This window comes from Plantactinospora siamensis, from assembly GCF_042434095.1.
Taxonomy (GTDB): domain Bacteria; phylum Actinomycetota; class Actinomycetes; order Mycobacteriales; family Micromonosporaceae; genus KBS50.
The window spans coordinates 390,857-415,753 of sequence record NZ_JBHLUE010000026.1 but is presented as its reverse complement, the minus strand read 5'-3'; the positions used below and the strand labels follow the sequence as shown (position 1 = coordinate 415,753).

Genomic DNA, 24,897 nt, shown 5'->3' with positions numbered 1-24,897 from the left:
ACGCCACCCGGCCGCCGCTGTCCGACGCCGCCGCCCGCCGACGCCGCTCGCCGGCGCCGTCGCTCTGGGGCGGCGCCGCCGGCGGCCGGTCGGGGGCGCGTCAGGCGCGGCGCAGCACCCGCAGCGAGCCGTGCACGGCCAGCTGCGCGAAGTCGCCGGACCCGAGGGCGGTCCGTACCACGTGCCAGGGCGCCTGGCCGCCGTCGGCCGGGTCCGGGAAGACGTCGTGGACCAACAGCAGACCACCGGGTACGAGGTGCCGGGCGAACGCGTGAAAGTCGTGCTGGGCCACGTCCTCGGTGTGGTTGCCGTCGAGGAACAGCAGCCGCAGCGGCGCCGACCACCAGCGGGCCACCAGCTGGGTCGGGGCCACGACCGGGCTCACCACGTCGGCCAGGTGGTCGTCGAGGACCCGCCGGAAGGCGGGCAGGGTGTCGAGCCGGCCGGTCCGGGGGTCGACCAATGCACGGTCGTGATAGTCCCAGCCCGGTTGGTTCTCCTCGGAACCGTGGTGATGGTCGACGGTCACCAGGCAGGCGCCGACCGAGCGGGCCGCGTCGGCGAGGATCAGCGTCGACTTGCCGCAGTACGTGCCGATCTCCAGCCAGGTGCCCGCGGCCGCCTCCCGGGCGGCCGCGTGCAGGGCCTCCCCCTCGTCCGCCGGCATGAACCCGGGCACCGCGGCCACCAGCCGGGCCAGCTCCGGGTTCACGGCGCCACCCCCTGCCCGGCGAGGTCGTACCGGGGCTCGGCGTCGGGCGGGCAGCCGCAGCCGGCCACCGGGGTCCGCGCGGCCCGGGCCATCGCACCGGCGTCGGCGAACACGGCCGCGCCCGGTGAGGTGCGTGACAGCGCGTCGGCGGCGAGCAGCACCGCGGCCGCCGTCCAGGTTGGACGCTCGTCCGGCCAGGCGACCCGGTCGTCCACCACGTACCCCATCTGGTAGCCGCCGTCCGGGTCGCGCAGCCGCTGCACGTCCCGGAACAGCCGGTGTGCCCGCGGATCGCCCACGGCGTCGAGCGCCAGCACCAGCTCGCAGGTCTCCGCGACGGTCACCCAGGGCCGGTCGGCCACGCACCGCACCCCCCAGGCCGGCCAGACGAAGGTGTCCCAGCCGTCGGCCAGGCGTTGCCGGGCCGCGCCGCCGCGGCAGGCGCCGCCGAGCACCGGGTAGTACCAGTCCATCGACCAGCGGGACCGGTCGGCGAACCGGCCCGGATGGTGGCGTACGGCGTGCGCGAGCCGGGCGGCCGCGGCATGCCAGGGTCGCGGGTCCGCGCCCACCGTGCCGGCGATGAGGCTGGCGCTGTGCACCGACTGCACCGCGCTGGCGCTGCCGGTGAGCAGCGCGAAGTCCTCGGTCTGGCCGCGGCGGTTGACCGCCCAGGCCAGCTCGCCGGTCGGCCGCTGGGCGGCCAGCACGAACTCCGTGAGCCGCCGGACGGTCGGCCACATCGCGTCGAGGAAGCCGCGGTCGCGGGTCACGAGGTAGTGGTGCCACACCCCCACGGCCAGGTAGGCGCACTGGTTGGTGTCGGCCGCCGGGTCCTCCACCACGTCGCCGCGCACCAGCATCGGCCAGGACCCGTCCGGCCGCTGGGTACGGGCGCTGTACGCGTACGCCCGCTCCGCCTCGGCCCGCAGCCCGCTCGCGGACAGCGCCATGGCCGACTCCACGTGGTCCCACGGGTCGAGCGGCCCGTCGGCGGTGCTGGGGATGCCGCCGTCCGGGCGTTGCTGCGCGGCGATGAAGCCGGCCGTGGCGCGCAACTGCGGCCCGCTCAGCGCGGCCGGCCTGTCCGGCGCGGCCCGTCCGTGCGGCGCGGTCCGCCCGTCCGGATCAGGCATCGGCCGGCTTGCGGACGTAGAGCACCAGGCTCTTGCCGAGCGCCGGGTTGAGGGCACGCTCGGTCCACCGGGTGGTCCGCGGCGCCCGCATCAGGTCCCAGACCAGCAGTCGGTGGTAGGCCCGCACGGGCGCCACGTCCCGGTCCACGCCCACCGCGCACTTGAGCCACCAGTACGGCGAGTGCAGCGCGTGCGCGTGGTGGTGACGGCCGGCGGCCCGCAGCCCCGCCCCGCCCAGCCGGTCGGTCAGCTCCGCTCGGCGGTAGATGCGCACGTGCCCACCCTCGTTGGCGTGGTAGGCGTCGGACAGCAGCCAGCACACCCGCTCCGGCCACCAGCGCGGCACCGTCACCGCGGCCAGCCCGCCCGGGCGCAGCACCCGGGCGATCTCCCCGATGGCCGCGGTGTCCGCCACGATGTGCTCCAGCACCTCGGCCGCGATCACCCGGTCGAAGCTGGCGTCCGGAAACGGCATGCGCCGCGCGTCACCCTGCACGGTCGTGGCCCGGGCCAACGGTCCGGCCGGGCCCACCCGACCCGCCTCGCCGGTCTCGGCCATCGCCCCGAACATCCCGCCGACCGCGCGCAGGTCGTCGGCGTTGGTGTCGAAGGCGGTGACGTGGGCGCCCCGCCGGTACGCCTCGAAGGCGTGCCGGCCGGCGCCGCAGCCCACGTCGAGCAGCCGCTGGCCGGGCCGGACGTCCAGCCGGCGGTAGTCGACGGTGATCATGCGGCCGCCGGGCAGCCGGAATCGGCGTCGACCGGGGCGGGTCCGGCGGCGGTCGGGACCGGCCCGGTGGCGGGCGCCGGGCTCGGGACGGCGGGCGCCGCTGCGACGGGGTGGCCGGCGATTTCGGCGTACAGCTCGGCCGTGGCCCGGGCGACCGCCGGCCAGCCGTAGCCGGCCAGCACCCGGCGCCGGCCCTCGGCGCCGAGGTCGGCGCAGGCCCGGGGGTCGGCCAGCAGCTCGGCCAGCGCCGCCGCCAGCGCCTCGGCGTCGCCGGGCGGCACGAGCGTCCCGCACCGGCGGTCGCCGCCGAGCAGCTCGGGCAGGGCGCCCACATTGGACGCCACCACCGGTGTCGCGCAGGCCAGGGCCTCCACGGCCGGCAGCGAGAACCCCTCGTACCGGGACGGGACCGCCAGCGCCTGGGCGGAGCCGAGCAGCTCGGCCAGCTCGGTGTCCGGCAGGCCGCTGACGAACCGGACCCGACCGGCCAGGTCCGCCCGCTGGACGGCCCGGGCCGTGGCCGGGCTCGCCGTGCCCACCACGACCAGCTCGCGCAGCACGGTGGGCGGCACCCGGCGGACCGCGTCGATCAGCACGTCCATCCCCTTCATCGGGGCGTCCGAGCTGGCCACCGTGACGACCCGGCCGGCGGTCCTGGCCGACGCCGGCCGGAAGGTGTCGGTGTCCACGCCCACCGGCACGACCCGGATGCGCTCGGCCGGCACCCCGAAATCGGCCGCGATGTCCGCGGCGGCGCGCTGGGAGACGGTCAGCACGTGCGGGCTACGCCGGGCCACCCGGCGCTGCATGGCCACGAAGCCGTACCAGCGGCGTACCCCCGGACGTTTCGCCCGGGTGGCTGCGGCCAGCGCGGCGCGGCGGTCCGCGGTGATCGGGTGGTGGATGGTGGTGAGGACCGGCAGCCCTCGGTCGGCGATGCGCAGGATGCCCGGCGCCAGGGTCTGGTTGTCGTGCAGCAGGTCGAAGTCGCCGGCCCGGTCGGCCAGCAGCCGGGACAGTCGCATGCCGAAGGTGCGCGGCTCGGGGAAGCCGCCCGAGCACATCGTCAGGTATTCCAGAACGTCGATCCGGTCGCGGAACTCGCGCAGCGCCGGCCGCCGGAACGGGTCCTCGGGACGGTAGAGGTCCAGGCTGGGCACCCGGGTCAGCCGGACGCCGGGATCGAGCCGCGGATACGGCGGGCCGGAGAACACCTCGACGTCGTGGCCCAACGCCACCAGTTCGCGGGACAGGTTGCGCACGTACACGCCCTGGCCGCCGCAGTGTTGCTTGCTCCGGTAGGAAGCCAGCGCGATCCTCACCAGACTCCCATCGCCGTCGGCACCGATGACCTTGCAGGGGCTGGGTCGAGCCTAGAACACCCGATCATGTTTCGCCGCTGTGCCCGCTGAGCGGTTGGCCACTTGGCAACGACGGCGAGCGTCCCGCGCCTCCCCCGGTCGGGAGGTACGCGGGACGCCCGGTGGATGCTGCTACTGGCGGGTCACGTCCGACTGCTTGACATGGCAGTACGCGTCGTCCCAGCCGTCCCTGAGGTACGTCGGCTCGCTGCCCTTCGGCGCACCCTGGTACTCGGCGCAGACGTGCGTGCTGCCGCCGTTGATGAGGGTGATGCCGTGCATCGTCGCCTGGTCACCCCAGTTGACGTTGATGCCCACCACATACTTGGCGCTGTCCAGGATCACGTTGTCCACGGTCACCTGCCGCTTGTACGACTTCGAGCAGTTGCCGCACGCCCGGTACAGCTTGCCGAGGGTCTTGGCGTAGAAGCCGGAGATGTGCACCGTGCCGGCGCCGTTGTGCTGGAAGACCTTGTCCGAGGCCGACCTGGCCCCGCCGCCGATGACGTATGAGTCGCCGCTGGTCGCCAGGAACGTCGCGGCGTCCTCGCCGACGTCCTCCCACCACACGTTCTGGATGGTGCACCGGCCGGTGCAGTGCACACCGTCACCGGCGGGCGAGCCGATGATGACGTTCTTCAGCGTCGCGCCGTCCGCCAGCTCGAACATCGGCGGTTGGCTCTCGCTCTGGCTTCCGCTGCCGATGCAGCAGTACCGCTTCATGCCGCCGTCCAGCGTCCCGCTGACCTTGATGGTGCTGGAGACGCCGACGTCGCCCGACTTGGTGGGCCAGGTGGGGACGGTGGCCGCGGACGCGGCCTGCGGCACGGCGAGCATGGCGGCCAGCACCGTCAGGGCCGCGCCGATCGCCGAGAGCAGCCGGGCTGGTCGCCTGGGCCGGTTCTGCATCGTTGCCTCTCTCTCTGCCCGCCGGTACGGGGGCGCCGGCGGACACGTGGGCGATGGTTGTTTGGAAAGCGCTTTCTCAGCGCGCAAGCAGACTACGTCCGAGAACGATGTACGTCAATATTTCAATCAGCCTTCAAAGAGGTGGCCGGCGAATTCATCGGGGCTGTCCTGGTCAGGTAAGCGCTTGCTTGGTCGCCGCAGCGCCCAGCGCCGGCTCGGCGGGCCGGCCCGCCGATCAACCCGGGTGAGAGCATGCGGCGCCGCTGGCGGACCTGATGCTCATCCCCCGCTCGGTCGATCCCCTTCGGCCCCGCTCGCGACGTAGACCGTGTTGGCGCTCTGGCCGCCGGTCAGCGGGTTGGGAAACGTCACGACGGGGGCCCGGACGGCCCGGAACACCTCGCTGAGGGTGGCCGTGAACCCATCGTCGGGCGGGTCGTCCGACCAGAGCGCGAACACGCCGCCCGGCCGCAGCCGGGCGGCGAGCCGGCGCAGGCCCGCGGGAGTGTAGAAGGCCGCATGGCTCGGATGCAGAACGTGCCGCGGGCTGTGGTCGATGTCGACCAGGACGGCGTCGAACCGGCGGCCCGGCGAGTCCGGATCGAGGCCGGCCGGGTCGGTTGCCAGCGCGAAGAAGTCCCCGCGGACCAGCCGGGCGCGGGGATCGCCGGTGAGCCGGCCGGCCAGCGGCAACAGGCCCCGCCGGTGCCAGGAGATCACCTCGTCGAGCGCCTCGATCACGGTCAGCGTCCGTACCCGCGGGTCGTCCAGCACGGCCGCGGCGGTGTGCCCGAGGCCGAGGCCGCCGACGACGACGTCCAGGTCGGCGCCGGGCAGTTCGGCCAGGCCCAGCCGGCCGAGCTCCTCCTCGGCCACGGTGAACAGGCTGGACATGAGGTAGTCGTCGTCCAGCTTCACCTCGTAGACGTCGACGTTGAGCGCCGGGTCCAGCCGCCGCCGCAGGCTGATGGCGCCCATCGGCGTCTCCCGCCAGTCGAGCTCCTCGAAGCGCCGTCCCATCGTGCCTCCCGGCTTCCTGCGGTCACGCGTCCGCCAGCGTGACATCATGCCCGATCACTCCTGGACCGACGCCTGCCGCCGCAGGTCGGCGCGCCGTCCGGCGCGCGCCGCCGCGCTCGCCGGCCACCCGGCACACCTCATCGCGGGCGGTAGCTGGCGATGATCACGCCGGCCGGCGTGGTCTCCGACGCGACCAGCTCCAGCTCGCCGTACGCGTCCGTTCCCTCGGCGAACAGCCGCATTCCCGTCCCGAGGACGAGCGGATGGATCGACAGCGTGTACGCGTCGACCAGCCCGGCCGCGGCCAGGGACCGCACCAGTTCCCCGCTGCCGAGCACGACCAGGTCGCCACCGAGGTCGTCCCTGAGCCCGGCCACGGCGGTGACCGCGTCGCCGGTCAGCAGGGTGGAGTTCTGCCATGGCAGTGGCTCGGAACGGCTCCGCGAGGCGACGTACTTGGTCCGGCGGTTGAGGACCTCGGTGTACGGGTTGCCGTCGGTCTGCGTCGACCAGAAGCCGTGGAACTGCTCGTAGGTGCGCCGGCCGAGCAGCAGTCCGCCGTCCTCGCCGGCGCCCGCGCCCAGGCCCGTCCGCTCCGCCAGGGCCCGATCGGCGTACGGGCGCGCCCAGCCGCCGTACGGGAAGCCGCCCCGGACATCCTCGTCGGCCCCGCCGGGCGCCTGCATGACCCCGTCGAGCGTCACGTTCTCCACGACCACAACCCGGCCCATCGTGCCCTCCCTCGCCGCGGGGCCCGCCCAGCGCCGGCCCGGCACCGGCTACACGAGCGAGCCGGGCCGGAATCGACAGGCGCCCCCGCCGCACCGTCAGGCGGTGAGCAGGCCGGGCGCCGGGTACGCCTCGCGCAGGGTGAACGCCTGCGGCGACGGACCGTTCCGGCGCAGCAGGTCCAGCCGTTCGCTGGCCTCGGTCAGGCTCGGGAGGACGCCGGCCGGGATCCACCACAGCACCAGGTGAGCCTGGTCGAGGGGAACGAACCAGTCCCGCCGCCGCCGCATCGGCTCCAGGTGGGCGGTCCGGTACACGAACTCGCGCAGCGACTCCACCGACCGCCACACGGTCAGGTTGATGATGACGTCCGGTTCGAAGGGGCGCCACGCGGTCGCGTCGCCGGACTCGTCCTGCAGCCGCCAGACGTAGCCGGGCGAGCGCTCGGCCAGACCGTTGATCTCCGGTAGCTGGGCGACGAAGTCGGCGAGTTCCGGACTGTCGATGGGGGCGCGCAGGCGGGCGATGTTCAGCTGCGCGAGGTGATGGTCGGTCATGAGGACAGCGTACGGTCTATGTCAATGCTCTTTGTTTTTAGAACGGATCGCGACGCAGCAACCGGTCGGGCGCGGATCGAGCCGTACGGCGCGGTCGTCGCCGACCATGCCCGCGAGCAGCGCCAGGTTCAGCCCGCAGACCAGCGGCGGGTGCCCCTCGGCCAGCGCATGGAACGGGCAGTTGCGCAGCCGGACCGTCCCGTCCGCGTCCTCGAACGGCTCGTAACCCAGCTCCGCCAGGTGCGGAATCGGGTCTCCCCCGGTGAGCTTGGCCCCCATCTCGCGGGCGACCGCGTAGGCCGCCGGCTCCGCGCCGGCCCGCTCGACCGCGGTCGCCAGCACGTCGCCGAGCAGCCGGTAGTCGCGCGGGGGCAACGTGACCGCATGCTCGGCGGCCGATCGGCGGTACAGCTTGGCCGGCCGGCCCGCCCCCGGGCCACCGCTGCGCGGCGCGTACGCGACCTCCAGCAGCCCCGCCTCGACCAGCTTGTCCAGGTGGAACGCCGCCAGGGTGCGGCCGATGCCCACCGCCGCGGCCACCTCGTTGCGGCTCGCCGGCTCCGGCCGCGCAGCGACGAAGTCGTACACGGCCCGGCGCACCGGCTCCCGCAACGACCCGATGGCCTCCACTGACATGCGCCCGACGCTACCCCCCACCCAGCGCGAAGGCGCGGATCGCCTGGGCGCAGCGCGCGGGCTGATCCTCCGGGATCAGCGTGTAGCTGTCGGGGATCCGGACGAGGCGGGCGCGCGGGAGGCGGGCGGCCAGTCGTTCGCCGTGCTCCGGTGGCATGATCCGGTCCTCGGGCGACCACACCACCAGGGCCGGCCGGTCGAACCGGGACAGCCGCTCCGCCGCCCGGAGATACTCGCCCCGGCGGCTGGCGAGCAGGTACGCCCGCACGTCTCGCCGGACCTCCGCGCTGGTCAGGGCCGGCTCGAACCACGCGTCCATGATCTCGTCCGGGACCGGCCGCTTCGACATCCAGCCGAAGGTGAACGGCATCCGACGCGCGGGTCGCCACCGCAGCGGCCGCAGGGCCGCCGCGAGGCCCCCCGGCATCCGCGCCGCGAGCCGGACGAAGCGGCCGGGAAGCCCGGGCGGGAAGTTGTCGAAGGCCTCCTGCGGCAGCAGCACCAGGCGCCCGACCCGCTCGTCCAGGCCCTCGGCCACCAGCAGCTGCGCCCCGCCCCAGTCGAGTCCGACCAGCGTGACGTCGCGCAGATCGAGCGCCGTCAGGAGGTCGGCGACGAGCCGGGCCAGCCCGCGGCCGCTCAGGTCGGCGCCCGCCCGCATGGGTCGACGGTGGGCCCCGAGCGGCAGCTCGGGCACCACGCACCGGAAGTCGCCACGCAGCCGGTCGACCACGCCGCGCCAGACGGACCCGCCGACGAACAGTCCGGTGAGGAGCACCAGCACCGGACCCGGGCCCCCGGTGTCGGTGTAGGCGATGACGCCGGGCCGCAGCTCCACTTCGGACATCCGTGCCTCCCTGCCGCGCGGGCCGGCACCCGGTCTCCGCCGTTCGGTCACCGATACTTGTACCGCATGGTACATGTACCATGCGGTACATTCTTGCTAGCGTTCGGGTCATGGATGCGCTTGATCTCAAGACCCCGTCCGCGCCGCAGGCCATGCTGCTGTCGGTGGGACCGCCGTCGACGCCGCGGCCGCTGGAGGTCATGACCACCTGGGTGGACCTCGCCCCGGGCGACCTCGGGACGCCGCCACATCGCCATTCCGGCCCGGTCCTCGGGTACGTGCTGGAGGGCGCCCTGCGGTTCGAACTGGAGGGCGCGATCCCGCGGACGATCCGGGCCGGCGAGGCGTTCTCGGAGCCGGGCGGCGACGTCATCCACTACCAGGCGGCCAACGACCTCGACGACGCCTGGACCCGGTACGTGGTGGTCACGATCGCGCCCTCCGGCCAGCCGATGATCACGCCCGCGACCGAGGCGGAACTCGAAGCGCGCAGGGATCGGCGAGCGCCGGGGCGGTTGGCGAGTGGGTGACGTCCCGGCCGGTCGCCGCCGGTCGGCCGGCTCAGCCGGACACCCGGACGACGTACTTGCCCCTGCCGGCGCCGTCGGCGAGCGCCTGCTGGGCGTCCGGGGTCGCGGCCAGGCCGGGAAGCACGACCACCTCGGACGTTGACTCCCCGGCGGCCAGCATGTAGAGGGCGGCGCGCATGGCCGCGGCGACCATCGCCGGGGCGTCGGCGGAGAGTGCCGCGAGGCTGAAGCCACCCACGGACGCGTTGTGCCGGTACAGCAGGTGGGTGGGGGGAAGCGCGGCCAGCTCGCCGCCCGCGGCGTTGCCGAACAGGATGATCCGGCCGCCGGGCGCGAGCGCGGCGAGGTCCTCGTGGAGGAAGGCGGTGCCCTGCGGGTCGAGCACCACGTCGACGCCCCGGCCGGACGTGCCGGCGCGGACGTCGGCCGCGAGGGCGTCGCCGCGGACCAGGACGGTCGGGTAGCCGGCGTCCCGCGCCGTCCCGACGCGGGTGGCCGCGCCGACCACGCCGACGAGCCGGGCGCCGCTGCGGGCCCGGGCCACATCGGCCAGCGAACGCCCGACCGCGCCGCCGGCGCTGTGCACCAGGACGATGTCGCCGGCGCGGACCCGCGCGGCGTGATCGTGCAGCAGGATGGCGGTGGTGAGGGCGCCGGGCGCGCTGGCCGCCCGGCCGGGGTCGAGCCCGGCGGGCATCGGGACGGTCAGCGCCGCCTCGGCCACGGCGATCTCGGCCAGGCCACCCTCGTTGGTCAGCGCCACCACCGGGTCGCCGACGCGGTGCCCGGACGCTTCCGGTCCGAGCCCGACGACCGTTCCGCTGACCTCCACGCCGGGGACGAACGGCCACCGCGGCGCGTACCCCGGGTCACCGCGGCGGGACATGACGTCCTTGAAGTTGATGCCCGCGTACGCCACGCGGATGGCCACCTGCCCCGACCCGGGAGTCGGCGGCTCGAGGCGGGCGATCCGGGTGGCGCTGGTGTCGAGGGCCGGCCGGTCGAACACGAGGGCCTGCATCGCTGTCCCTTCGAATGCGGCATGTCGGAGCGTACGCGGTAACGGGAGGCGTGCGCGGATGGCACAGGCCCGCGGGCCGCCGGTCGCGACGGTCGCGCCTGGCCGCTGCTCAGGCCGGCACCTCGCGCTGGGCGGCCGGGAGGGTACGGGCGAACAGGACCGCCGCGGCGACGCAGGCCGCCGCGTTGACCGCGAGAGCCGTACTGACGCCGTGCGACACGCCGCCAGCGGCGGTGGCGCCCGCCGCCGTGACCACCGCGGACATCATCGGCGTTCCCAGGGTGATTCCCACCTGCTGGCTCATGGTCGCCAACCCGGTGGCCAGCCCCTGTTCCGCGTCCGGCAGGCCGGAGGTGGCGGTCACCATGAAACCGACGATCGCCACCAGGTTGGCGACGCCACCGACGAAGGTCGCCACCAGCAGCACGGCCAGCCAACCTGGGAGCTGGCCGAGAAAGGCGAGCGGGAGCGTGGCCGCGGCCTGCGCGACGAACGCAGCCACGATGGCGCGCTTGCCGCCCATTCCGCCGATGAGACGCGGTGCGAGCAGGCCGCCGAGGACGGTTCCCGCGCCCAGCACGGCCAGGGCGAGCCCGGCCTGCAGCGGGGTGTATCCCCGGACCCGCTGCAGGTACAGGGTCAGCAGGAACACCACCGAGGTCTCGGTGGCGAAGGCGAGCACACCGGCGAGGTTCCCCCAGCCGACACTCCGGCGGGCCAGCACGTGGAGGGAGATCAGCGGGTCGGCGACGACGCGCTCGGTGAGCACGAACGCGCCGAGCAGTGCCGCGGCTGCCAGCAGGGACGCCCAGCACCGGGGGTCGGCCCAGGAGCGCACGCCGGCCTGGGTCAGCCCGTACACGCCGGCGACCAGGGCGAGCGTCACGGTCACCGCTCCCGGGGCGTCGAGGCGGGACCGACCGGCGGCACGGCTCTCCCGCAGGGTCGCGGGCCCGGCCACGAGCACGAGGGCGGCCACCACCACGTTGACGAAGAAGGCCCATCGCCAGCTGATCAGGTCGGTCAGCAGGCCACCGATGATCGCCCCGGTGGTGAAGCCCGCCGCCATCAGCGCGCCGTTGAGGCCCAGCGCGCGCCGGCGCATCGGTCCGGCCGGCACCGACGTGGTCAGCAGCGACAGCGCGGCCGGGGTCACCGCCGCCGTGGCCAGGCCCTGGGCGACCCGGGCGAGCAGGAGCACCCAGGGGGCGCCGGCCAGGCCGCCGGCCAGCGAGGCCACGCCCAGCAGAGCGATGCCGGCGTGAAACTGGCGGCGGCGCCCGAACAGATCGGCGCAGCGGCCGAAGAAGAGCGTGAACCCGGCGGCGCACACGGCGAAGGCGGTAGAGATCCACTGCAGGTCGGCCAGCGCCATCCCCACGTCGGCGCCGATCCGCGGCAGGGCGACGTTCAGGATGGAGAAGTCCACGGCGAGGGTGAAGCTGGCGGTGAGCAGGACGGCCACCGCGATCCGGTCCGATAGCCGGCCGGCCCGCGTGGCCGGCTCGTCGGGGATGGCGAGGGTGGTGGCGGAGTCGGAGTTCATGCGTCCGACTCTGCGGCCACGCCGTCGTCGCGGCCAGCACCCGCCGCTTGGTACCCCTGGCAGGGACAGTCACCGCTCCGGCGCAGCGAGCACACTGGAGGCGTGAACGGCCACCCGCACCGCATCCGGCAGACCGACGAACTGGGTGACTTCCTGCGTACCCGGCGGGCGGCGCTGACCCCCGCGGACGCCGGAATCACCGCCTGGGGCGCCCGCCGCGTCCCAGGGCTGCGCCGCGAGGAACTCGCCCGGTTGGCCGGCATCTCCGTCAACTACTACATCCGGCTCGAACAGGGGCAATCGACCAACGCCAGCGACGCGGTCATCGAGGCCCTGGCCCGGGCGCTCGACCTCGACGACGCCGAACGCACCCACCTGTTCGCGCTGGCCCGACCCCGACCCGCCAAGCGGCGGGCGGCCGCCCGGACCGAGACACCGGCCCCCGGCGCGGCCGCTCTCCTGGCGTCCATGCCGAACGTTCCCACGCTGCTGCTGGGGCGGCGCTGCGACATCCTCGCCTGGAACCCGATCGGCCACGCGCTGTTCGCCGGCCACCTGGACCCGTCCGCGCCCGAGCGGCCCGGAGCCCGCCCCAACCACCTGCGCCTGCTCTTCCTCGACCCGCACACCCGAGAGCTGTACCGCGACTGGGCCGAGGAGGCGGCCCTGGCCGTCGCGTCCCTGCGGTACATCACCGCCCAGTATCCGGAGGACCGGCGCCTGGCGGAGTTGATCGGTGAGCTGTCCATCAACAGCCCGGAATTCGCGCGGCTGTGGGCCAGACACGACGTACGCCTCTGCTCGAGCGGCACCAAGCGGCTGCACCACCCCCAGTTGGGCGACCTCGACCTGCACTACGAGGCCCTACACCTGCCCGACAGTCACGGACAGCGGCTGCTGACGCACACCGCGGCCGCCGGCTCCCCCGCCGCGGACGCGCTCAGCCTGCTCGGGCGCGGGAGGCGCTGAATCCGCGGCGGCCCGCGCCGTGGGAAGAGCGGGCGGCGGGTGCCGGCTCTCACGGCGCTCCGCCGACCGATCGGTCCAGCAATTGACACACGTTAACACCGGTGCAATACTCCAATCGACCGGAGTCGATCGGTTGTTCGTGTCGACATCGGTCCAGCCGGGCACCCAGCACAGCCTCTCGCCGGAGCAGAGCACATCCGGCCGGGACGACGCGCGCGGGGCAGCCGAAGCGGCCCCGACGTACGGCGGCGCGCCCGACCCGGCCGAAACCACCCCGGTCCCTCGGAGAGCGATCAACCTGCGGCCTGCTGTTAACGCTAACAGCCCCTACTTCCCCGGAGTTGCGTGATGTCAAGACCGAAGTACCTCGCCTCGGCCGTCGCGGCCGCGGCACTTCTCGTCGTGGCGGCGGTGGGTGGAGCACTCAACGGTGGCCTCACCGGCACCGCGGTGGCCGCCACCAACGGCACCCTCGCCACCACCGCCGGCTGCGGCAAGGCGCCCACGCTGACGAACGGCACGCACACGATCTCCAGCGGTGGCCAGAACCGCAGCTACATCCTGCGGATCCCCGACGGCTACGACCGGAACCACCCGTACCGGTTGATCTTCGCGTTCCACTGGCTGAACGGCTCGGCCAGCAACGTCGCCTCGGCCGGCTACTACGGCCTGCAGCCGCTGTCGAACAACAGCACCATCTTCGTGGCGCCGCAGGGCATCGACGCGGGCTGGGCCAACACCAACGGTCGGGACCTGACCCTCTTCGACGACATCGACCGGCAGCTCGAAAACGACCTGTGCGTCGACACCACGCAGCGCTTCGCGCTGGGCTGGAGCTACGGCGGGGCGATGAGCTACGCGGTCGCCTGCGCCCGGCCAACCATCGTCCGCGCGGTCACCGTGCTGTCCGGCGCCAACCTCAGCGGATGCAACGGCGGCACCCAGCCCGTCGCGTACTTCGGCATCCACGGCATCCACGACAGCGTCCTGAACATCTCGAACGGGCGGTCGTTGCGGGACACGTTCGTCCGCAACAACGGCTGCACCCCGCAGAACCCGCCGGAACCGAGCCAGGGCAGCCTCACCCACATCACCACGGCGTACGCCGGCTGCCGGGCCGGTTACCCGGTGCAGTGGGCCGCGTTCGACGGCGACCACACGCCCAGCCCGGTCGACGGCTCCGGCAGCCCCAACGACTCCCGGACCTGGACGTCGGGTGAGATCTGGCGGTTCTTCAGCCAGTTCCAGTCCACCACCCCGCCCACCAGCGCGCCGCCGACGACCGCGCCGCCCACCACCGCGCCGCCCACCACGGCGCCGCCGACCACCCCGCCGCCCAGCACGGCCCCGCCCACCACCCCGCCGCCGACCGGCGGGCCCGGCGCCTGCACCGCCACCTACCGCTCGGTCAACAGCTGGCCCGGCGGGTTCCAGGGCGAGGTCACCGTCACCAACAACGGCGGCACCCCCCTGAACGGCTGGACCGTACGCCTGACGCTGGCCGGCGGGCAGGCGATCAGCAGCCTCTGGAACGGCACCAACACCGGCACCACCGGCAACGTCACCGTCCGGAACGCCGCCTACAACGGCAACCTCGGCGCGAACGCCTCGACCACCTTCGGGTTCACCGCCACCGGCGACGGCGCCACCCCGCCCAGCAACGTCGGCTGCACCGGCTCCTGATCGTCGGCGGGCCCGGAGCCGATCCCGGCTCCGGGCCCCCGGCCCGCCACCGACTCACCGGGCTCGCCGCGCCGCGGCCAACCCACCGCGACCGACCCACGCGACCGACCCACCGCGCTCGGCTACTCGTCGAGCCGGGTCCGCAACGGGTAGCCGTACGCGACGAGCAGCGGAGCACACAGGGCCGTGACCAGCCGGCGGTGCCGCCGCGGGAGGGCGGTCCGCCACACGTCGTCGCGCCGCAACGGCAACCGCCCGGTTCGAAAGCGCATCGGGTTGCCACCGATCATGTGGTGGACCGGCAGGTTGACGTGGTCGTCGGTCAGGAAGGCCAGATCATCGGAGCCGACGTCCAACCCGACGAACGCGCCGATGCCGCGGATCGTGCCCTGCGGATCGGACACGAGGTGCTCGTAGTGGAGCCGTTTCACCGGAAGCCCTTCCGGGGCTCGCCCGGCGGGTCGGCCCGATCGACCGGCCAGCGCGGCCCCGAGGTTGTGTACGTCCCAGCTGAGCGCCGAGCGTACCGGCGGGAACCGCGGCATGGTCTGCCCGACGTTCGACTCCAGTCGGGGGACCACCTTCGTCCACGAGTACGCCACGCCGCGCGGGTCCCGCACCAGATGCACCATCCGCAGATCGGACCCGGCCGCTCGGCGCAGGCAGAGGGCTATCGCCGGAACCTTCGACGAGTCCACCACCAGCTCGGCCCCGGTCAGCGAGGCCGCTGCGGCGTACACGGCCGTGGTGTAAGCGGCGTACTCGGCCAGCTGCCCGCGCAGCCGAGGACCGAGCCGACCGCCGACCAGCGCTGGCACGTTACGCAGCCGAAGCGCCAGCGTACGCAGTTCCCGCACGCGCCCGAGGTCGATCTGGTCCCATCCGCCGAACGCCTTGTCGCCCACCGCGACCCAGAAGTCGCAGCGCGCGTAGGAACGGCCGCAGGCGCAGTAGTCGTCGGTCAGCCGGACGACGCCCCACAGGTTCACCACCTCACCGAGCGCGCTGACGCCGGGGAGGGCGCCGAGCATCCGGTCGAGCAGGGTGCTACCGCTGCGACCCGCCCCGCCGATGTAGAGCACCCGCATGACGCCTCAGCTCCGTCCGGTGGTGGTGGCGCCACCCGATCCGGCCAGGACGCCGTCGGTGCGGCGCCGGAACCTGGCCCGATCGTGCTCGGCCGACCAGATCCGGCACAGGGTCTGGGCGATCCGATCCCAGCCGAACTCGCCCACGGCCCGCTCCCGGCCAAGGGCAGCGAACTTCCGGGCCAGCTCCGGATCGTCCCGCAGCTGGGCCAGGCGGTCGACCAGGGCGGTGGCGTTCCCCGCCGGGTAGGTGAGGCCGGCCGGACCGATCACGTACGGGATCTCGCCGACCTCGCTGCCCACCACCGGGACCTCGCAGGCCATCGCCTCGACCAGCACGCGGCCGAACTGCTCCCGCAACGGGATCCCGACCCAGGGAAGGACGTTGCGCTGGACGAGTTCGACGGAGGGCAGAACGAGCGCGTCCATCCGGCCGATCAGCCCGGGCAGCGTGGCATGGTCGGCCCAGTCCCGCAGGGTGACCCGCCCGGGCCGACGGGCGGCGGCGCGTTCCACCTCGGGCCGCAGGCTGCCGTCGCCGACCAGCAACAGGTCGCAGTCGAGCAGTTCGCCGGCACAGAGCAGGTCCCGGATCCCCTTGTGCGGCTCCAACCGGCCGACGAACCCGGCGGTGAACGGCCTGGACCGGGCCGCCCGTACCGGCGCCGGCGCGAAGCGGGCGGTGTCCACTCCCAGCGGCACGATGGTCGCGGGTCCGTGATACCCCTTGGCCCGTAGCACCGCGAGGGCGGCCGGAGTGATCGGCAGCGCATGGTCGACCGACCGGTACGCGTGCCGCTCGAGCAGCGGAAAGGGTACGGGCAACCGCATCACGACGTTCTGCGCCGCATAGAGCGTCACCGGCACCCGTGGCCACCACCGCCGCCGGAGCCGCAACATCTGCCAGGTCGAGAGGTACGACGACTCCCCGATCAGGTGCAGAACGTCCGGGCGATCGCGTTCCGCCACCGACCGCAAACCGTCCCGGTCGAAGAGCACCGACGCCATGTGCCCGGTGCGGCCCTCGCTCCACCGGTGCGCCAGGACGTGGTAACGCAGCCCGGTGCGCTCTTCGATGGCCGCCAGTTCCTGGCGGGCGGTCGCGGAAACGTCGGCGACCACCACGGTCACCGTGAGGTCGGGTTGGGCGGCCAGGACCGCGAAGAGGTCCATCCAGTGCTCGGTGCGGGCACCAACCGCGGTGATCATCACGTGCATGATGGGCTCCTGCTGGTCATCGGTACCGGTTGGCTCAGCGTCGTCCGGTCGGCCGCGGCGGCGATCCGGTAGATCTCGCGCCAGGCCCGGACCCGCCGCCGCGCGGCCGGCCCGGGCCGGAGGAGACCACGCGCCAGGGCCAGCGCCGTCCCGAGCAGCGCGCGGAGCAGCACCGCCAACCGGACCGGGCCGAAGGTCGAGGGTCGGTGCCGGGCAAAGAAGCGCAGGCGGCTCGCGTACAGGTGCGGCCAGGTCTGGCCCGGGCTGCTGCTGGCTCCGCCCACGTGCGTCGCGGAGACGGTGGGCAGGTAGAGCACCGCCGCGTTCCGGCGCCAGGCCCGCAGGCACAGCTCCTCATCCTCGTAGTACATGAAGTAGCCCTCGTCCAGGCCACCCAGGTCGAGCAGCAGGTCGGTCCGTACCGCGAGGCAGGCGCCGCTCACCCAGTCGACCGTGCGGGGCTCACCGGGCCGCAGGCAGGCGTCGTACGCCCGACGACGGCTACGGCCGCTGAACAGCTTGCGTACGGGCACCGGCAACAGGGCCGCGCCGAACTGACAGCCCAGGACGCTGGTCAGTGACTCGAACGGATGGGCGCTCACCGCCACCCGTCCGTCCCGGGCGATGAGCCGCGGCGCCACCACGCCGACCTCCGGGCGGTCCCGGAGCGCCTCGACCAGGCCCCGGGCGGTGGCCGGCGGCAGCACACAGTCCGGGTTGACCAGCAGCACCGAGCCGGTGCGCACGCCCGCGAGGCCCTGGTTCACCGCCCTGGCAAAGCCCACGTTCTCGTCGTTCACCAGCAGGTCCACCGCCGGAAACCGCGCGCCGACCAGGGCGGGAGTGCCGTCGGTCGAGGCGTTGTCGATCAACCGTACCGGCAGCCCCGCCGACAGTAGCGCCGACAGACAGTCCTGCACCTGGGACACGGAGTTGTGGGTGACGACGATCGCCGTGGCATCCACTGTGGTCATCGAGCCTCCATGAAGACGGGATGGACGGGACGACCGTCATCGATCGGTTCGGCCGACTGCCGCGGTGCGGCGGCCGCCGCACCGCCGACCGCCGGAACAGCAGCCGCGGGCGGGTGGCCGGCCGGCGCATCGGCGCCGGCCATCCCCCACCGCATCGTCAGCAGGACCAGGGCCGGCAGCAGGCCCAGCGTCCAGTGGCCGGTCGTCGGCCCCGAGAAGGCGACCGCGACGATGAAGCCGCAGATCAGGGCCGCGAAGGCGAACGGTGGGCCGGAGCGGAAGGCGAGCCCGACGCGCAGCGTCCGGATGAGCGGCCAGAGCAGCGCCGCGAGACCGACGAGGCCGAGGTTCGCCAGGATCATGACGTGGTAGACGTGGTACAGCGGGCCGACTTCCATGAACCCGCGTCCGGACAGGTATGCCTGCGGGGTGACCTGCCCGATGCCGCCGCCGAGGATCGGGTGGTGCAGGAACACCCGCAGTCCCACCATCGCCTCCGGCACCCGGAAGCCGGCGTCCCGATCGAACGCCGAGTCCATCGACTCCGCCCGGATCCGCACACCGGAGCTGAGCGCGAACACGCCGACCAGCAGGGTTGTCGAGGCCAACACCGTGGCCGCCGTCATGCGGCGGACGGCCCGGTCGCCGCGCAGCAGCAGGACCAGCACGGCCACCCCCGTGGCCACCCAGGTGGTCCGGTAGGCGGCGAGCGCGACGTCCATCAGGTGCAGCGCGGCGATCGCCACCAGGCCGATCCGGCGCCAACCCGTCGTCCGGCAGCTGATGACCAGCAGCGGCAGGGCGATCACCAGCGCCCACACCCCGCCGTGCCGCCCGGGCGCGGCCAGGCTGGTCACGATCAGCAGCGCGGACGCCGAGACGAAGAGGACGGCCGCCGAACGGAGTCGAGCCGGGGTGTTCAGGGTGTACGTCGCCAGGAAGTAGTACGCCGGGATCACCGCGAAGTGGTAGCCGGCGAGCATCACCCCGAACGGAGCGTTGCCCAGCAGCAGGCCGTACCCGGCCCCGGTGACGATCACGAGCGCCGCCACCGCCATCGGCACGTCGGCGACGGTCCTGCACCGGGCCTCCGGGTGCCGGAACAGGAGCCGGCGGGTGATCAGCCCCGCGGCGCCGGCAACCAGCACCAGCGCGTGCACGCCCATGACGGCCCGGATCGAGCCGTCACCGAACAGGCCCGCGAGGTTCGTTACGGTGATGACCGCGGTCGGCAGCACCGTCGACGGCCACAGGGTGAACACCGCCCAGCACACCGCCACGCCGGTCACGAGCAGGCCGAGATCACCGACGCGGGCCGTGGACCCGCCCAGGAGGGCCGCGACGAACGATCCGTCGGCCGGAAGGACGACGACCAGCCCCGCCACCCCGGCCGCCACACCGGTCAGCACGCCGACCGCCACGGGTCTCAGCGCCGCCGAGCTCATGGCCGCGGATCTCATCGCCGGTCTCCGCGCCGCGCCGCGCACTCGTCGAACAGTTCCCGGACCCGGTCGGCCCGGCGGGACCAGGTGTTGCGCTCGGCCGCTGCCCGACGCGCAGCGGCAGCGTCGGCGTTCTCCTCCCGCAGCGCCTCGTCGATGGCTGCCGCGAAGGCGGCGGCCCCCGCGGCGAGGTGGATCGGCTCGTCGAGGTGCCGAAGCGCCGGCAGCGGGGTGGCCACCACGGGCTTGCCGAGCGCCAGATACTCGTAGAGCTTCTTTGGTTGGACGTAGTCGATCAATTCCCCGACGCGGTACGGGATCAGCAGGACGTCGCAGGCGCGCAGGATCGCGGGGACGTCGGCGAACTCCACCATGCCCCGCAGCACGACATTGGGCAGCCCGGTGAGCGCGGCCCGACCGGCGGCGGTCTGCGGACCCACCAGCAGGAAGGTCCAGTCGGGGCGGAGCCGCGCCACGGTCGCCACCAGCCCCGCGTCGAAGGCCCGGGTGTCGACCGCGCCGGCATAGCCGAGCAGCGGACGGGGCAGCTCGGCCGTCCACTCCGCGACCGGACCGGACCGGCTGAAGCGCTCCGGGTCGCAGGCGTTCGGCACCAGGACGACCGGGGCGGTCGCGGAGGGCAGCCGGTCGAGCAGCGCGGGAGACGAGGCCAGCACCAGGTCGGCCGCCCGGACCGCCCGCCGGGCGCCGCGCCGCAGGTGCCAGCGGTTCCAGGGTCGGGCGAAGGTCCAGGACAGGTCGGTGCAGTCATAGACGATCGAATCGGCCCGCAGCCGGCGGGCCGCGGCGAGCGACAGGTCGTCGTCGATCCAGGCCAACCGCTGCCCGGCATGCCGGTCGAGCCAACGACGGATCAACCTGGCGGCGAGCCAGCGGTTGACCCAGTTCGCCGGCGGCAACTGCCGGCCGCCCGGCAGGACGGCCGGCGGCGTCACCCGCCACAGCGACGGTTCGATCGGGGTGACCCGGAAACGCCAGCGAGGACGGTTGCCGGGCGGCTCGACGAACAGGACCCGCCGATCGGCTGCCAGTTCCCGGGCCAGGGCGTGCTGCCGGTGCGCCTCGGTCCGCCAGGCGACGCCACTGAACATCACCAGCCAGGGCCGCAGATCGTCGGGGAGCGCGCCGCAGTCGCCGCGCACCGCCGCGAGCAGATCCCGCGGACCGAGCCGGCCGGGCGCCCGGACCACCGCGCGCAGCGGCCGGCTGAGCAGGACCAGCAGTCGCAGCAGCCACAACCGGCGCCGGGGCTGGGTCTGGGAGACGAAGCGCACCAGACCGCCGAGGTGGTGCCGGCTGCGGGTCGCGGCGGGCAGCATCCGCCCGGACGTACCGGGGTTGTGCACCACCACGGCGTCCGGCGTCGACCACAGGGGCCGGCCCGCGGTGGACAGCTGCTGGGCCAGCCGTACGTCGTTGAAGTACAGCGGGTAGCCCTCGTCGAAGATGTGATCCGGGGGGAGGACACCCCGGCGGAGCAGCAGGCAGCTCGCCGGCGGCTGCGGCACCGGCCGGGCCGCGCCGAAATCGACATCGCGCAGCTGGTACCTGCGCCATGCGCCGCGCAGGCCGGGCATCGATCGCAGACCGACCGCCAGCCCGACGGCGGCCCGGAACCCCAGCATGCCGAGATACTGGTTGTCCGGCTCGCCGTCCTCGTCGACATAGTGTGGCGCGACGCCGGCCACCTCCGGCCGGTCGGCGAGAAAGTCGACGAGCGCGGTGAGCGCGCCGGGGCGGCATTCCACGTCGCTGTTCAGCAGGAGGATCAGGTCGCCCTGCGCCTCCCGGTACGCCTGGTTCACGGCCGCCGCGAAGCCCCGGTTCCCGGGGTTGCGCAGCAACCGCACGTCGGCGCGCTCGGCGAGCAGCTGCGCGGAGCCGTCGGTCGAGCCATTGTCGACGACGATCAGCTCGTACCGGGTCGCGCCGGTGGCGGCGGCGGCCAGCGATTCCAGGCAGCGCCGGGTCTTCTCCCGGGTGTTCCAGCTGACCAGCAGGACGGAGACGAGCGGCGTCGCCGGGCCGGCAGGTTCGACGGTGCCGACTCCGCCACCCCGGGGCCGGCGGCTGGTCAGTGGTGGGCCGCTCATGAGTGGCGCGCCCCCTCGGTCCGCCGGGCCACCAGCCGGAGATAGTCGCCGAGTCGAGGGTGGCTGGAGCGGAACGAGCCGGTGGCCCGGAACACCCGCCAGGAACCGGCGGCTCCCCACCGGGTGAGCAGCCTGCGCGGGCGGAGGTATCCGGTCGCGAAGAGGGTGTCCACCCTCGTCACGGCGAACCCGCAGCCGGCGACCAGCCGGGTCAGCGAGTCCGCGTCGAAGTGCCAGTGGTGGTAACGCGGCGCGAGGTCGACCCACGACGCGCCGGCACGCCGGGCCGCGACCGAGCCGAGATTCGGCACCTCCAGCGCCAGCCAGCCGCCGGTGACGAGCCGGTCCCGGGCAGCGTGCAGGAACGTGGCCGGGTCCTCCACGTGTTCCAGCACATGGAAGGCGCAGACGGCGTCCACCGGGGCGGGCAGCACGACCTCCTCGAAGACTCCCTGCTGGACCGGCACCCCCAACTGCTCGCGGGCGTACCGGCCGGCCACCTCGGAGACCTCGACGCCGGTGGCGTCGATGCCGGCTTGCCGGGCCGCCTCCAGGAAGAACCCGCCGGCCGGGCCGGCCTCCACCAGCGACCTCGGCCTGACCGCGCTCAGCAGCCACCGCAGCCGCCGGGTCGCCTCGTACCGCCACTGCTCGGCCCGGTCGAAGTACTGGCGGTACGACTCGGTCTCGTAGTACGACTCGTCGTACAGCGTGTCGATCCTGCCCGGCCGATCGGCGGTCCAGTGGAACGCGCACGCGGCGCAGCGCCGGAGCAGGCCGTCGAGTGCCGGCTCGTGCCGGTCGCTCCCGCAGACGATGCACTGGCAGGTGTCGATCAGACTGGTCATGCGAAGTCCCTCTCGATCTCGGATTGGCGGGCCGCCGCCGGCACGCCGGGTACGGGTCCGACGGCCGGGCGCCGAGCGCGCAGCGGACGTGGCCACGCGTGCGGCCGTACGGCCGGGTCCAGCAGCTGCGTCGCCGCCAGGACGGCCCCGCCCACCACCAGGACGACGGTGCCGCGGCAGGCGGTGGTGACACCGGCGCCCCAGCGGCCGGCGAGGTCCGGCAGGTGCGGCGCGGCCAGCCAGCCGGCAGTGGCCGCCAGTACGCTCGCCAGCGTGCCCGGCGCGGCCGCTCGCAGCAGCGGCAGCACCGGTCGGTGGGTGGCCCGGTGGAACTGGAGGAAGAAGCCGACGGTGCTGATGACGATCGCCACGAGGGTGGAGGTGGCCGCCCCGAGGGGCCCGCACAGCCGCATCATGGGATAGATCAGGGCGACGTTCACCACGAGCGCGACGATCAGCGATGCGGTCTCCCGGCCGGGCTTGCCCTCGGTCCGGGTGACCAGCGTGGCCACGCCGATGACGAGCCCCAGCGCGTACCCGGGCGCCAGGATCGCGATGGACCCGGCCGCCCAGGGCACGTCGTGCCCCATCCAGAACCTGACCAGCGGTTCGGCACAGACCACCATGGCGGCGGCAGACGGCGCCGCGAACGCCGTGACGTACCCCGTGAAGCGGTGGTAGAACTCGTCGATCCACTGCCGGCCGTGCCGGGCGAACTGAGCGACGGTCACCGGAAACAGCACGGTGAAGAGCAGGTCGGCTGGCAGTCGCAGCAGGCTGAGCAGCCGACCGGCGAGGTCGAAACCGCCGACGGCGGCCGGACCGAAGACGCCGCCGACGACGAGCGGGCTGAGCGCCACGGTGCCGGTGCCGGCGACCTTGGTCAGCTGGACGGGCAACCCGTACCCGAGGACGCTGCGGACGTCGGACCGGCGGATCCGGCGGAGGCTGGGCGTCAGGCTCCGGACCTTCCGCTGCGCGACGGCGATCAGCAGGATGGTGCGGATCGCGTTGGTGGCCGCCGTGGTGGCGCCCAGCGCGGCGAGCCCGCCGCCCAGCCGGATCACCAGCACCGCAAGCACGGCGGTCAGCACGGCGCACAGGCCGGTGACGACGGCAACCGCGGTGTAGCGCTGGGTGCCGGCGAGCATCGCCCGCCAGGGCACCGACACCTGGTCCGCGAGCACTCCGACCATCAGCCACAGCGCCGCCTCCCGCGCCTGCTGCGCAGGACCGATGATGTGGAAGAGCCGGGCCAGCAGCGGCCAGCCGGCCAGGGTGACGACGATCGCGGCTACGCCGAGGGCGACCCCGCAGAGCAGGCCCAGGCCGAGCGAGGCCCGGGCATAGCGTCGGCCAGCGGCATCGTGCGCCCGGGCCACCTCCCGGATCTGCGCCGGGCCGAGGCCCAGATCGATCAGCGTGAACAGGGTGGCCAGCACGCCGAGCAGCGCCCAGACGCCGAACTCGTGCGCGCCGAGCCCGTCGTAGACGATCGGCAGCGAGACGAGGGTGGCGACCGCCACCACCGCCCGGGAGGCCAACAGGCTTCCGGTGCTGCGGGCGACCTGCCAGCCGATGCCGACCCGGAGGCTAGCCACGGGGAAACCCGCGCAGCATGTCGAGGGCGGTCAGGACGAGCAGGTTCAGATCCAACCGCAGCGAGCGGTAGCTGAGATACAGCAGATCGAACCGGAGTTTCTCCTCCGCGCTGGCCGCGTAGCCGCCGGTGAGCTGCGCGATGCCGGTCAACCCCGGCCGGATGAGATGGCGCAGCTCGTAGTGCTGCAGCCGCTGGAATTCCGCGACGAACGCCGGCCGTTCGGGCCGGGGACCGACCAGGCTCATCTCTCCGCGCAGGACGTTCCAGACCTGGGGCAGTTCATCCAGCCGCGTCCGCCGGAGGAGGGCGCCGATCCTGGTCACCCGGAGGTCTCCCGGTACGGCGAAGCGCGGGCCGGTGTCGCGCTCGGCGTCCACCCGCATGGTCCGGAACTTCACGATCCGGAACAGCCGCCCACGTTCCCCCATCCGCTGCTGGAAATACAGCGGTGGGCCGTCCCAGCAGGTCAGTGCCGCGATGACGAGCATCACCGGCAGCAGCACCGGCAGGGCGAGCAGGACGATCCCGAGGTCAAGGGCGCGCTTGAGCCGGCCGCACGCCGGCGGCCCCGCCGGCCAGCGCACCGGGACCCACACCAGGCCACCGAGTCGGCGCAGCCGGGCCGGTCGGAGCAGACCGTAGGTCGGGCGGGCCAGCACCAACAGGTTGACCCGGGCGGCCAGACAGGACGCCAGCAGCCGGGGGTCCACATCGTCCAGTGGCAGCTTGACCAGCATCAGCTTGGGCTGACACAACCGGAGGACCGTGTCGATCCGCTCGACGGCCTGCGGCACCGAAAGCCGCATCACCACCTCGAACTCGTGGTCGAGCCGGTCCGGTGTGTGCCGCTCCGGCGAGTCGACCACCACCACCCGCGCCCGTCGGCGGGCCGGTGCGGTGGCAACCGGGTCGCGGGGGTCCCCGGTGGTCGCCGGGGACAGCGCTTCGCCGGGCGCGGCCGGGGACAGCGCCTCGCCGGGCGCGGCCGGGGACAGCGCCTCGCCGGGCGCGGCCGGGGACAGCGCCTCGCCGGGCGCGGCCGGCGGTCGCCAGGGGTCCGTGCGGGCGGGCCGGCACGGACCGCTCGCGACGGGCGGCGCCAGCGCCGCGGCGTCGGCCGGAGCCGAGCCGACCGCCCCGGCCGCCAACCGGGTCGTGCCCTCACCCGGGACGGCGGCGATCGGCAGAATACGATCGGTCGATCCACGAGTACGCAATGAGATC

The 24,897-nt window shown here is 73.9% G+C and carries 23 protein-coding genes; 3 read left to right on the top strand and 20 right to left on the bottom strand.

What is annotated here, in order from left to right; translation table 11 throughout:
* Positions 1-100 precede the first annotated feature (100 nt).
* From ACFFHU_RS27215 to ACFFHU_RS27170, 10 genes are all read right to left on the bottom strand, one after another.
* Complete coding sequence (locus ACFFHU_RS27215) at positions 101-712, bottom strand: class I SAM-dependent methyltransferase (RefSeq protein ID WP_377343162.1); 612 nt, start codon at positions 710-712, stop codon at positions 101-103.
* Complete coding sequence (locus ACFFHU_RS27210; RefSeq protein WP_377343161.1) at positions 709-1,848, bottom strand: prenyltransferase; 1,140 nt, start codon at positions 1,846-1,848, stop codon at positions 709-711. Before ACFFHU_RS27210 ends, ACFFHU_RS27215 begins: the two co-directional genes overlap by 4 nt.
* Positions 1,841-2,578: a class I SAM-dependent methyltransferase gene (locus ACFFHU_RS27205; protein WP_377343160.1), complete on the bottom strand. Its 738-nt coding sequence runs from the start codon at positions 2,576-2,578 to the stop codon at positions 1,841-1,843. Before ACFFHU_RS27205 ends, ACFFHU_RS27210 begins: the two co-directional genes overlap by 8 nt.
* A complete protein-coding gene (locus ACFFHU_RS27200) occupies positions 2,575-3,900 on the bottom strand; it encodes a glycosyltransferase family 4 protein (protein WP_377343159.1) in 1,326 nt (441 codons plus the stop codon). The genes ACFFHU_RS27205 and ACFFHU_RS27200 overlap by 4 nt, the downstream gene beginning before the upstream one ends.
* Positions 3,901-4,071: 171 nt before the next feature.
* The gene (locus tag ACFFHU_RS27195) at positions 4,072-4,848 is read right to left on the bottom strand and encodes a pectate lyase (protein WP_377343158.1); all 777 of its coding nucleotides are present in this window, start codon (positions 4,846-4,848) and stop codon (positions 4,072-4,074) included.
* A 279-nt stretch (positions 4,849-5,127) separates the two neighbouring features.
* The gene (locus ACFFHU_RS27190) at positions 5,128-5,868 is read right to left on the bottom strand and encodes a polyamine aminopropyltransferase (RefSeq protein WP_377343157.1); all 741 of its coding nucleotides are present in this window, start codon (positions 5,866-5,868) and stop codon (positions 5,128-5,130) included.
* Positions 5,869-6,005: 137 nt separating this feature from the next.
* Positions 6,006-6,599 (bottom strand): dihydrofolate reductase family protein, encoded by a 594-nt coding sequence (locus ACFFHU_RS27185; RefSeq protein WP_377343156.1) that lies wholly within the window; start codon positions 6,597-6,599, stop codon positions 6,006-6,008.
* Between the two features lie 96 nt (positions 6,600-6,695).
* A complete protein-coding gene (locus tag ACFFHU_RS27180) occupies positions 6,696-7,154 on the bottom strand; it encodes a DUF3291 domain-containing protein (RefSeq protein ID WP_377343155.1) in 459 nt (152 codons plus the stop codon).
* Positions 7,155-7,175: 21 nt separating this feature from the next.
* Complete coding sequence (locus ACFFHU_RS27175; protein WP_377343154.1) at positions 7,176-7,790, bottom strand: helix-turn-helix transcriptional regulator; 615 nt, start codon at positions 7,788-7,790, stop codon at positions 7,176-7,178.
* Positions 7,791-7,800: 10 nt separating this feature from the next.
* Positions 7,801-8,637 (bottom strand): alpha/beta fold hydrolase, encoded by an 837-nt coding sequence (locus tag ACFFHU_RS27170; protein WP_377343153.1) that lies wholly within the window; start codon positions 8,635-8,637, stop codon positions 7,801-7,803.
* Between the two features lie 110 nt (positions 8,638-8,747).
* Here ACFFHU_RS27170 and ACFFHU_RS27165 point away from each other — a divergent pair, with 110 nt between their 5' ends.
* Complete coding sequence (locus ACFFHU_RS27165; RefSeq protein ID WP_377343152.1) at positions 8,748-9,167, top strand: cupin domain-containing protein; 420 nt, start codon at positions 8,748-8,750, stop codon at positions 9,165-9,167.
* A gap of 31 nt (positions 9,168-9,198) precedes the next feature.
* Here the strand turns inward: ACFFHU_RS27165 and ACFFHU_RS27160 are convergent, their stop codons facing one another.
* A complete protein-coding gene (locus ACFFHU_RS27160; RefSeq protein WP_377343151.1) occupies positions 9,199-10,188 on the bottom strand; it encodes a quinone oxidoreductase family protein in 990 nt (329 codons plus the stop codon).
* Between the two features lie 109 nt (positions 10,189-10,297).
* The gene (locus ACFFHU_RS27155) at positions 10,298-11,734 is read right to left on the bottom strand and encodes an MFS transporter (protein WP_377343150.1); all 1,437 of its coding nucleotides are present in this window, start codon (positions 11,732-11,734) and stop codon (positions 10,298-10,300) included.
* Between the two features lie 102 nt (positions 11,735-11,836).
* Here ACFFHU_RS27155 and ACFFHU_RS27150 point away from each other — a divergent pair, with 102 nt between their 5' ends.
* Both ACFFHU_RS27150 and ACFFHU_RS27145 read left to right on the top strand, forming a co-directional pair.
* Positions 11,837-12,703, top strand: a complete 867-nt coding sequence (locus ACFFHU_RS27150; protein WP_377343149.1) for a helix-turn-helix transcriptional regulator — start codon at positions 11,837-11,839, stop codon at positions 12,701-12,703.
* Positions 12,704-13,051: 348 nt separating this feature from the next.
* Positions 13,052-14,386: a CE1 family esterase gene (locus ACFFHU_RS27145; RefSeq protein ID WP_377343148.1), complete on the top strand. Its 1,335-nt coding sequence runs from the start codon at positions 13,052-13,054 to the stop codon at positions 14,384-14,386.
* Between the two features lie 122 nt (positions 14,387-14,508).
* Here the strand turns inward: ACFFHU_RS27145 and ACFFHU_RS27140 are convergent, their stop codons facing one another.
* The 8 genes from ACFFHU_RS27140 to ACFFHU_RS27105 are packed head-to-tail and all read right to left on the bottom strand — an operon-like array spanning position 14,509 to position 24,890.
* Positions 14,509-15,474, bottom strand: a complete 966-nt coding sequence (locus ACFFHU_RS27140) for a sulfotransferase family protein (RefSeq protein ID WP_377343146.1) — start codon at positions 15,472-15,474, stop codon at positions 14,509-14,511.
* 6 nt (positions 15,475-15,480) lie between these two features.
* Positions 15,481-16,692 carry a glycosyltransferase family 4 protein gene (locus ACFFHU_RS27135; protein ID WP_377343145.1) on the bottom strand — a complete coding sequence of 404 codons (1,212 nt, stop codon included), beginning with the start codon at positions 16,690-16,692 and terminating at the stop codon, positions 15,481-15,483.
* A complete protein-coding gene (locus ACFFHU_RS27130; RefSeq protein ID WP_377343144.1) occupies positions 16,683-17,666 on the bottom strand; it encodes a glycosyltransferase family 2 protein in 984 nt (327 codons plus the stop codon). Before ACFFHU_RS27130 ends, ACFFHU_RS27135 begins: the two co-directional genes overlap by 10 nt.
* The gene (locus ACFFHU_RS27125; protein WP_377343143.1) at positions 17,663-19,126 is read right to left on the bottom strand and encodes an O-antigen ligase family protein; all 1,464 of its coding nucleotides are present in this window, start codon (positions 19,124-19,126) and stop codon (positions 17,663-17,665) included. Before ACFFHU_RS27125 ends, ACFFHU_RS27130 begins: the two co-directional genes overlap by 4 nt.
* Positions 19,123-21,222 carry a glycosyltransferase gene (locus ACFFHU_RS27120; RefSeq protein ID WP_377343142.1) on the bottom strand — a complete coding sequence of 700 codons (2,100 nt, stop codon included), beginning with the start codon at positions 21,220-21,222 and terminating at the stop codon, positions 19,123-19,125. The genes ACFFHU_RS27125 and ACFFHU_RS27120 overlap by 4 nt, the downstream gene beginning before the upstream one ends.
* A complete protein-coding gene (locus tag ACFFHU_RS27115; protein ID WP_377343141.1) occupies positions 21,219-22,070 on the bottom strand; it encodes a class I SAM-dependent methyltransferase in 852 nt (283 codons plus the stop codon). The genes ACFFHU_RS27120 and ACFFHU_RS27115 overlap by 4 nt, the downstream gene beginning before the upstream one ends.
* Positions 22,067-23,671 (bottom strand): oligosaccharide flippase family protein, encoded by a 1,605-nt coding sequence (locus tag ACFFHU_RS27110; RefSeq protein WP_377343139.1) that lies wholly within the window; start codon positions 23,669-23,671, stop codon positions 22,067-22,069. Before ACFFHU_RS27110 ends, ACFFHU_RS27115 begins: the two co-directional genes overlap by 4 nt.
* Entirely contained in the window at positions 23,664-24,890 is a 1,227-nt protein-coding gene (locus ACFFHU_RS27105) for a sugar transferase (RefSeq protein WP_377343138.1), read from the bottom strand. The genes ACFFHU_RS27110 and ACFFHU_RS27105 overlap by 8 nt, the downstream gene beginning before the upstream one ends.
* Between the last annotated feature and the right edge of the window lie 7 nt (positions 24,891-24,897).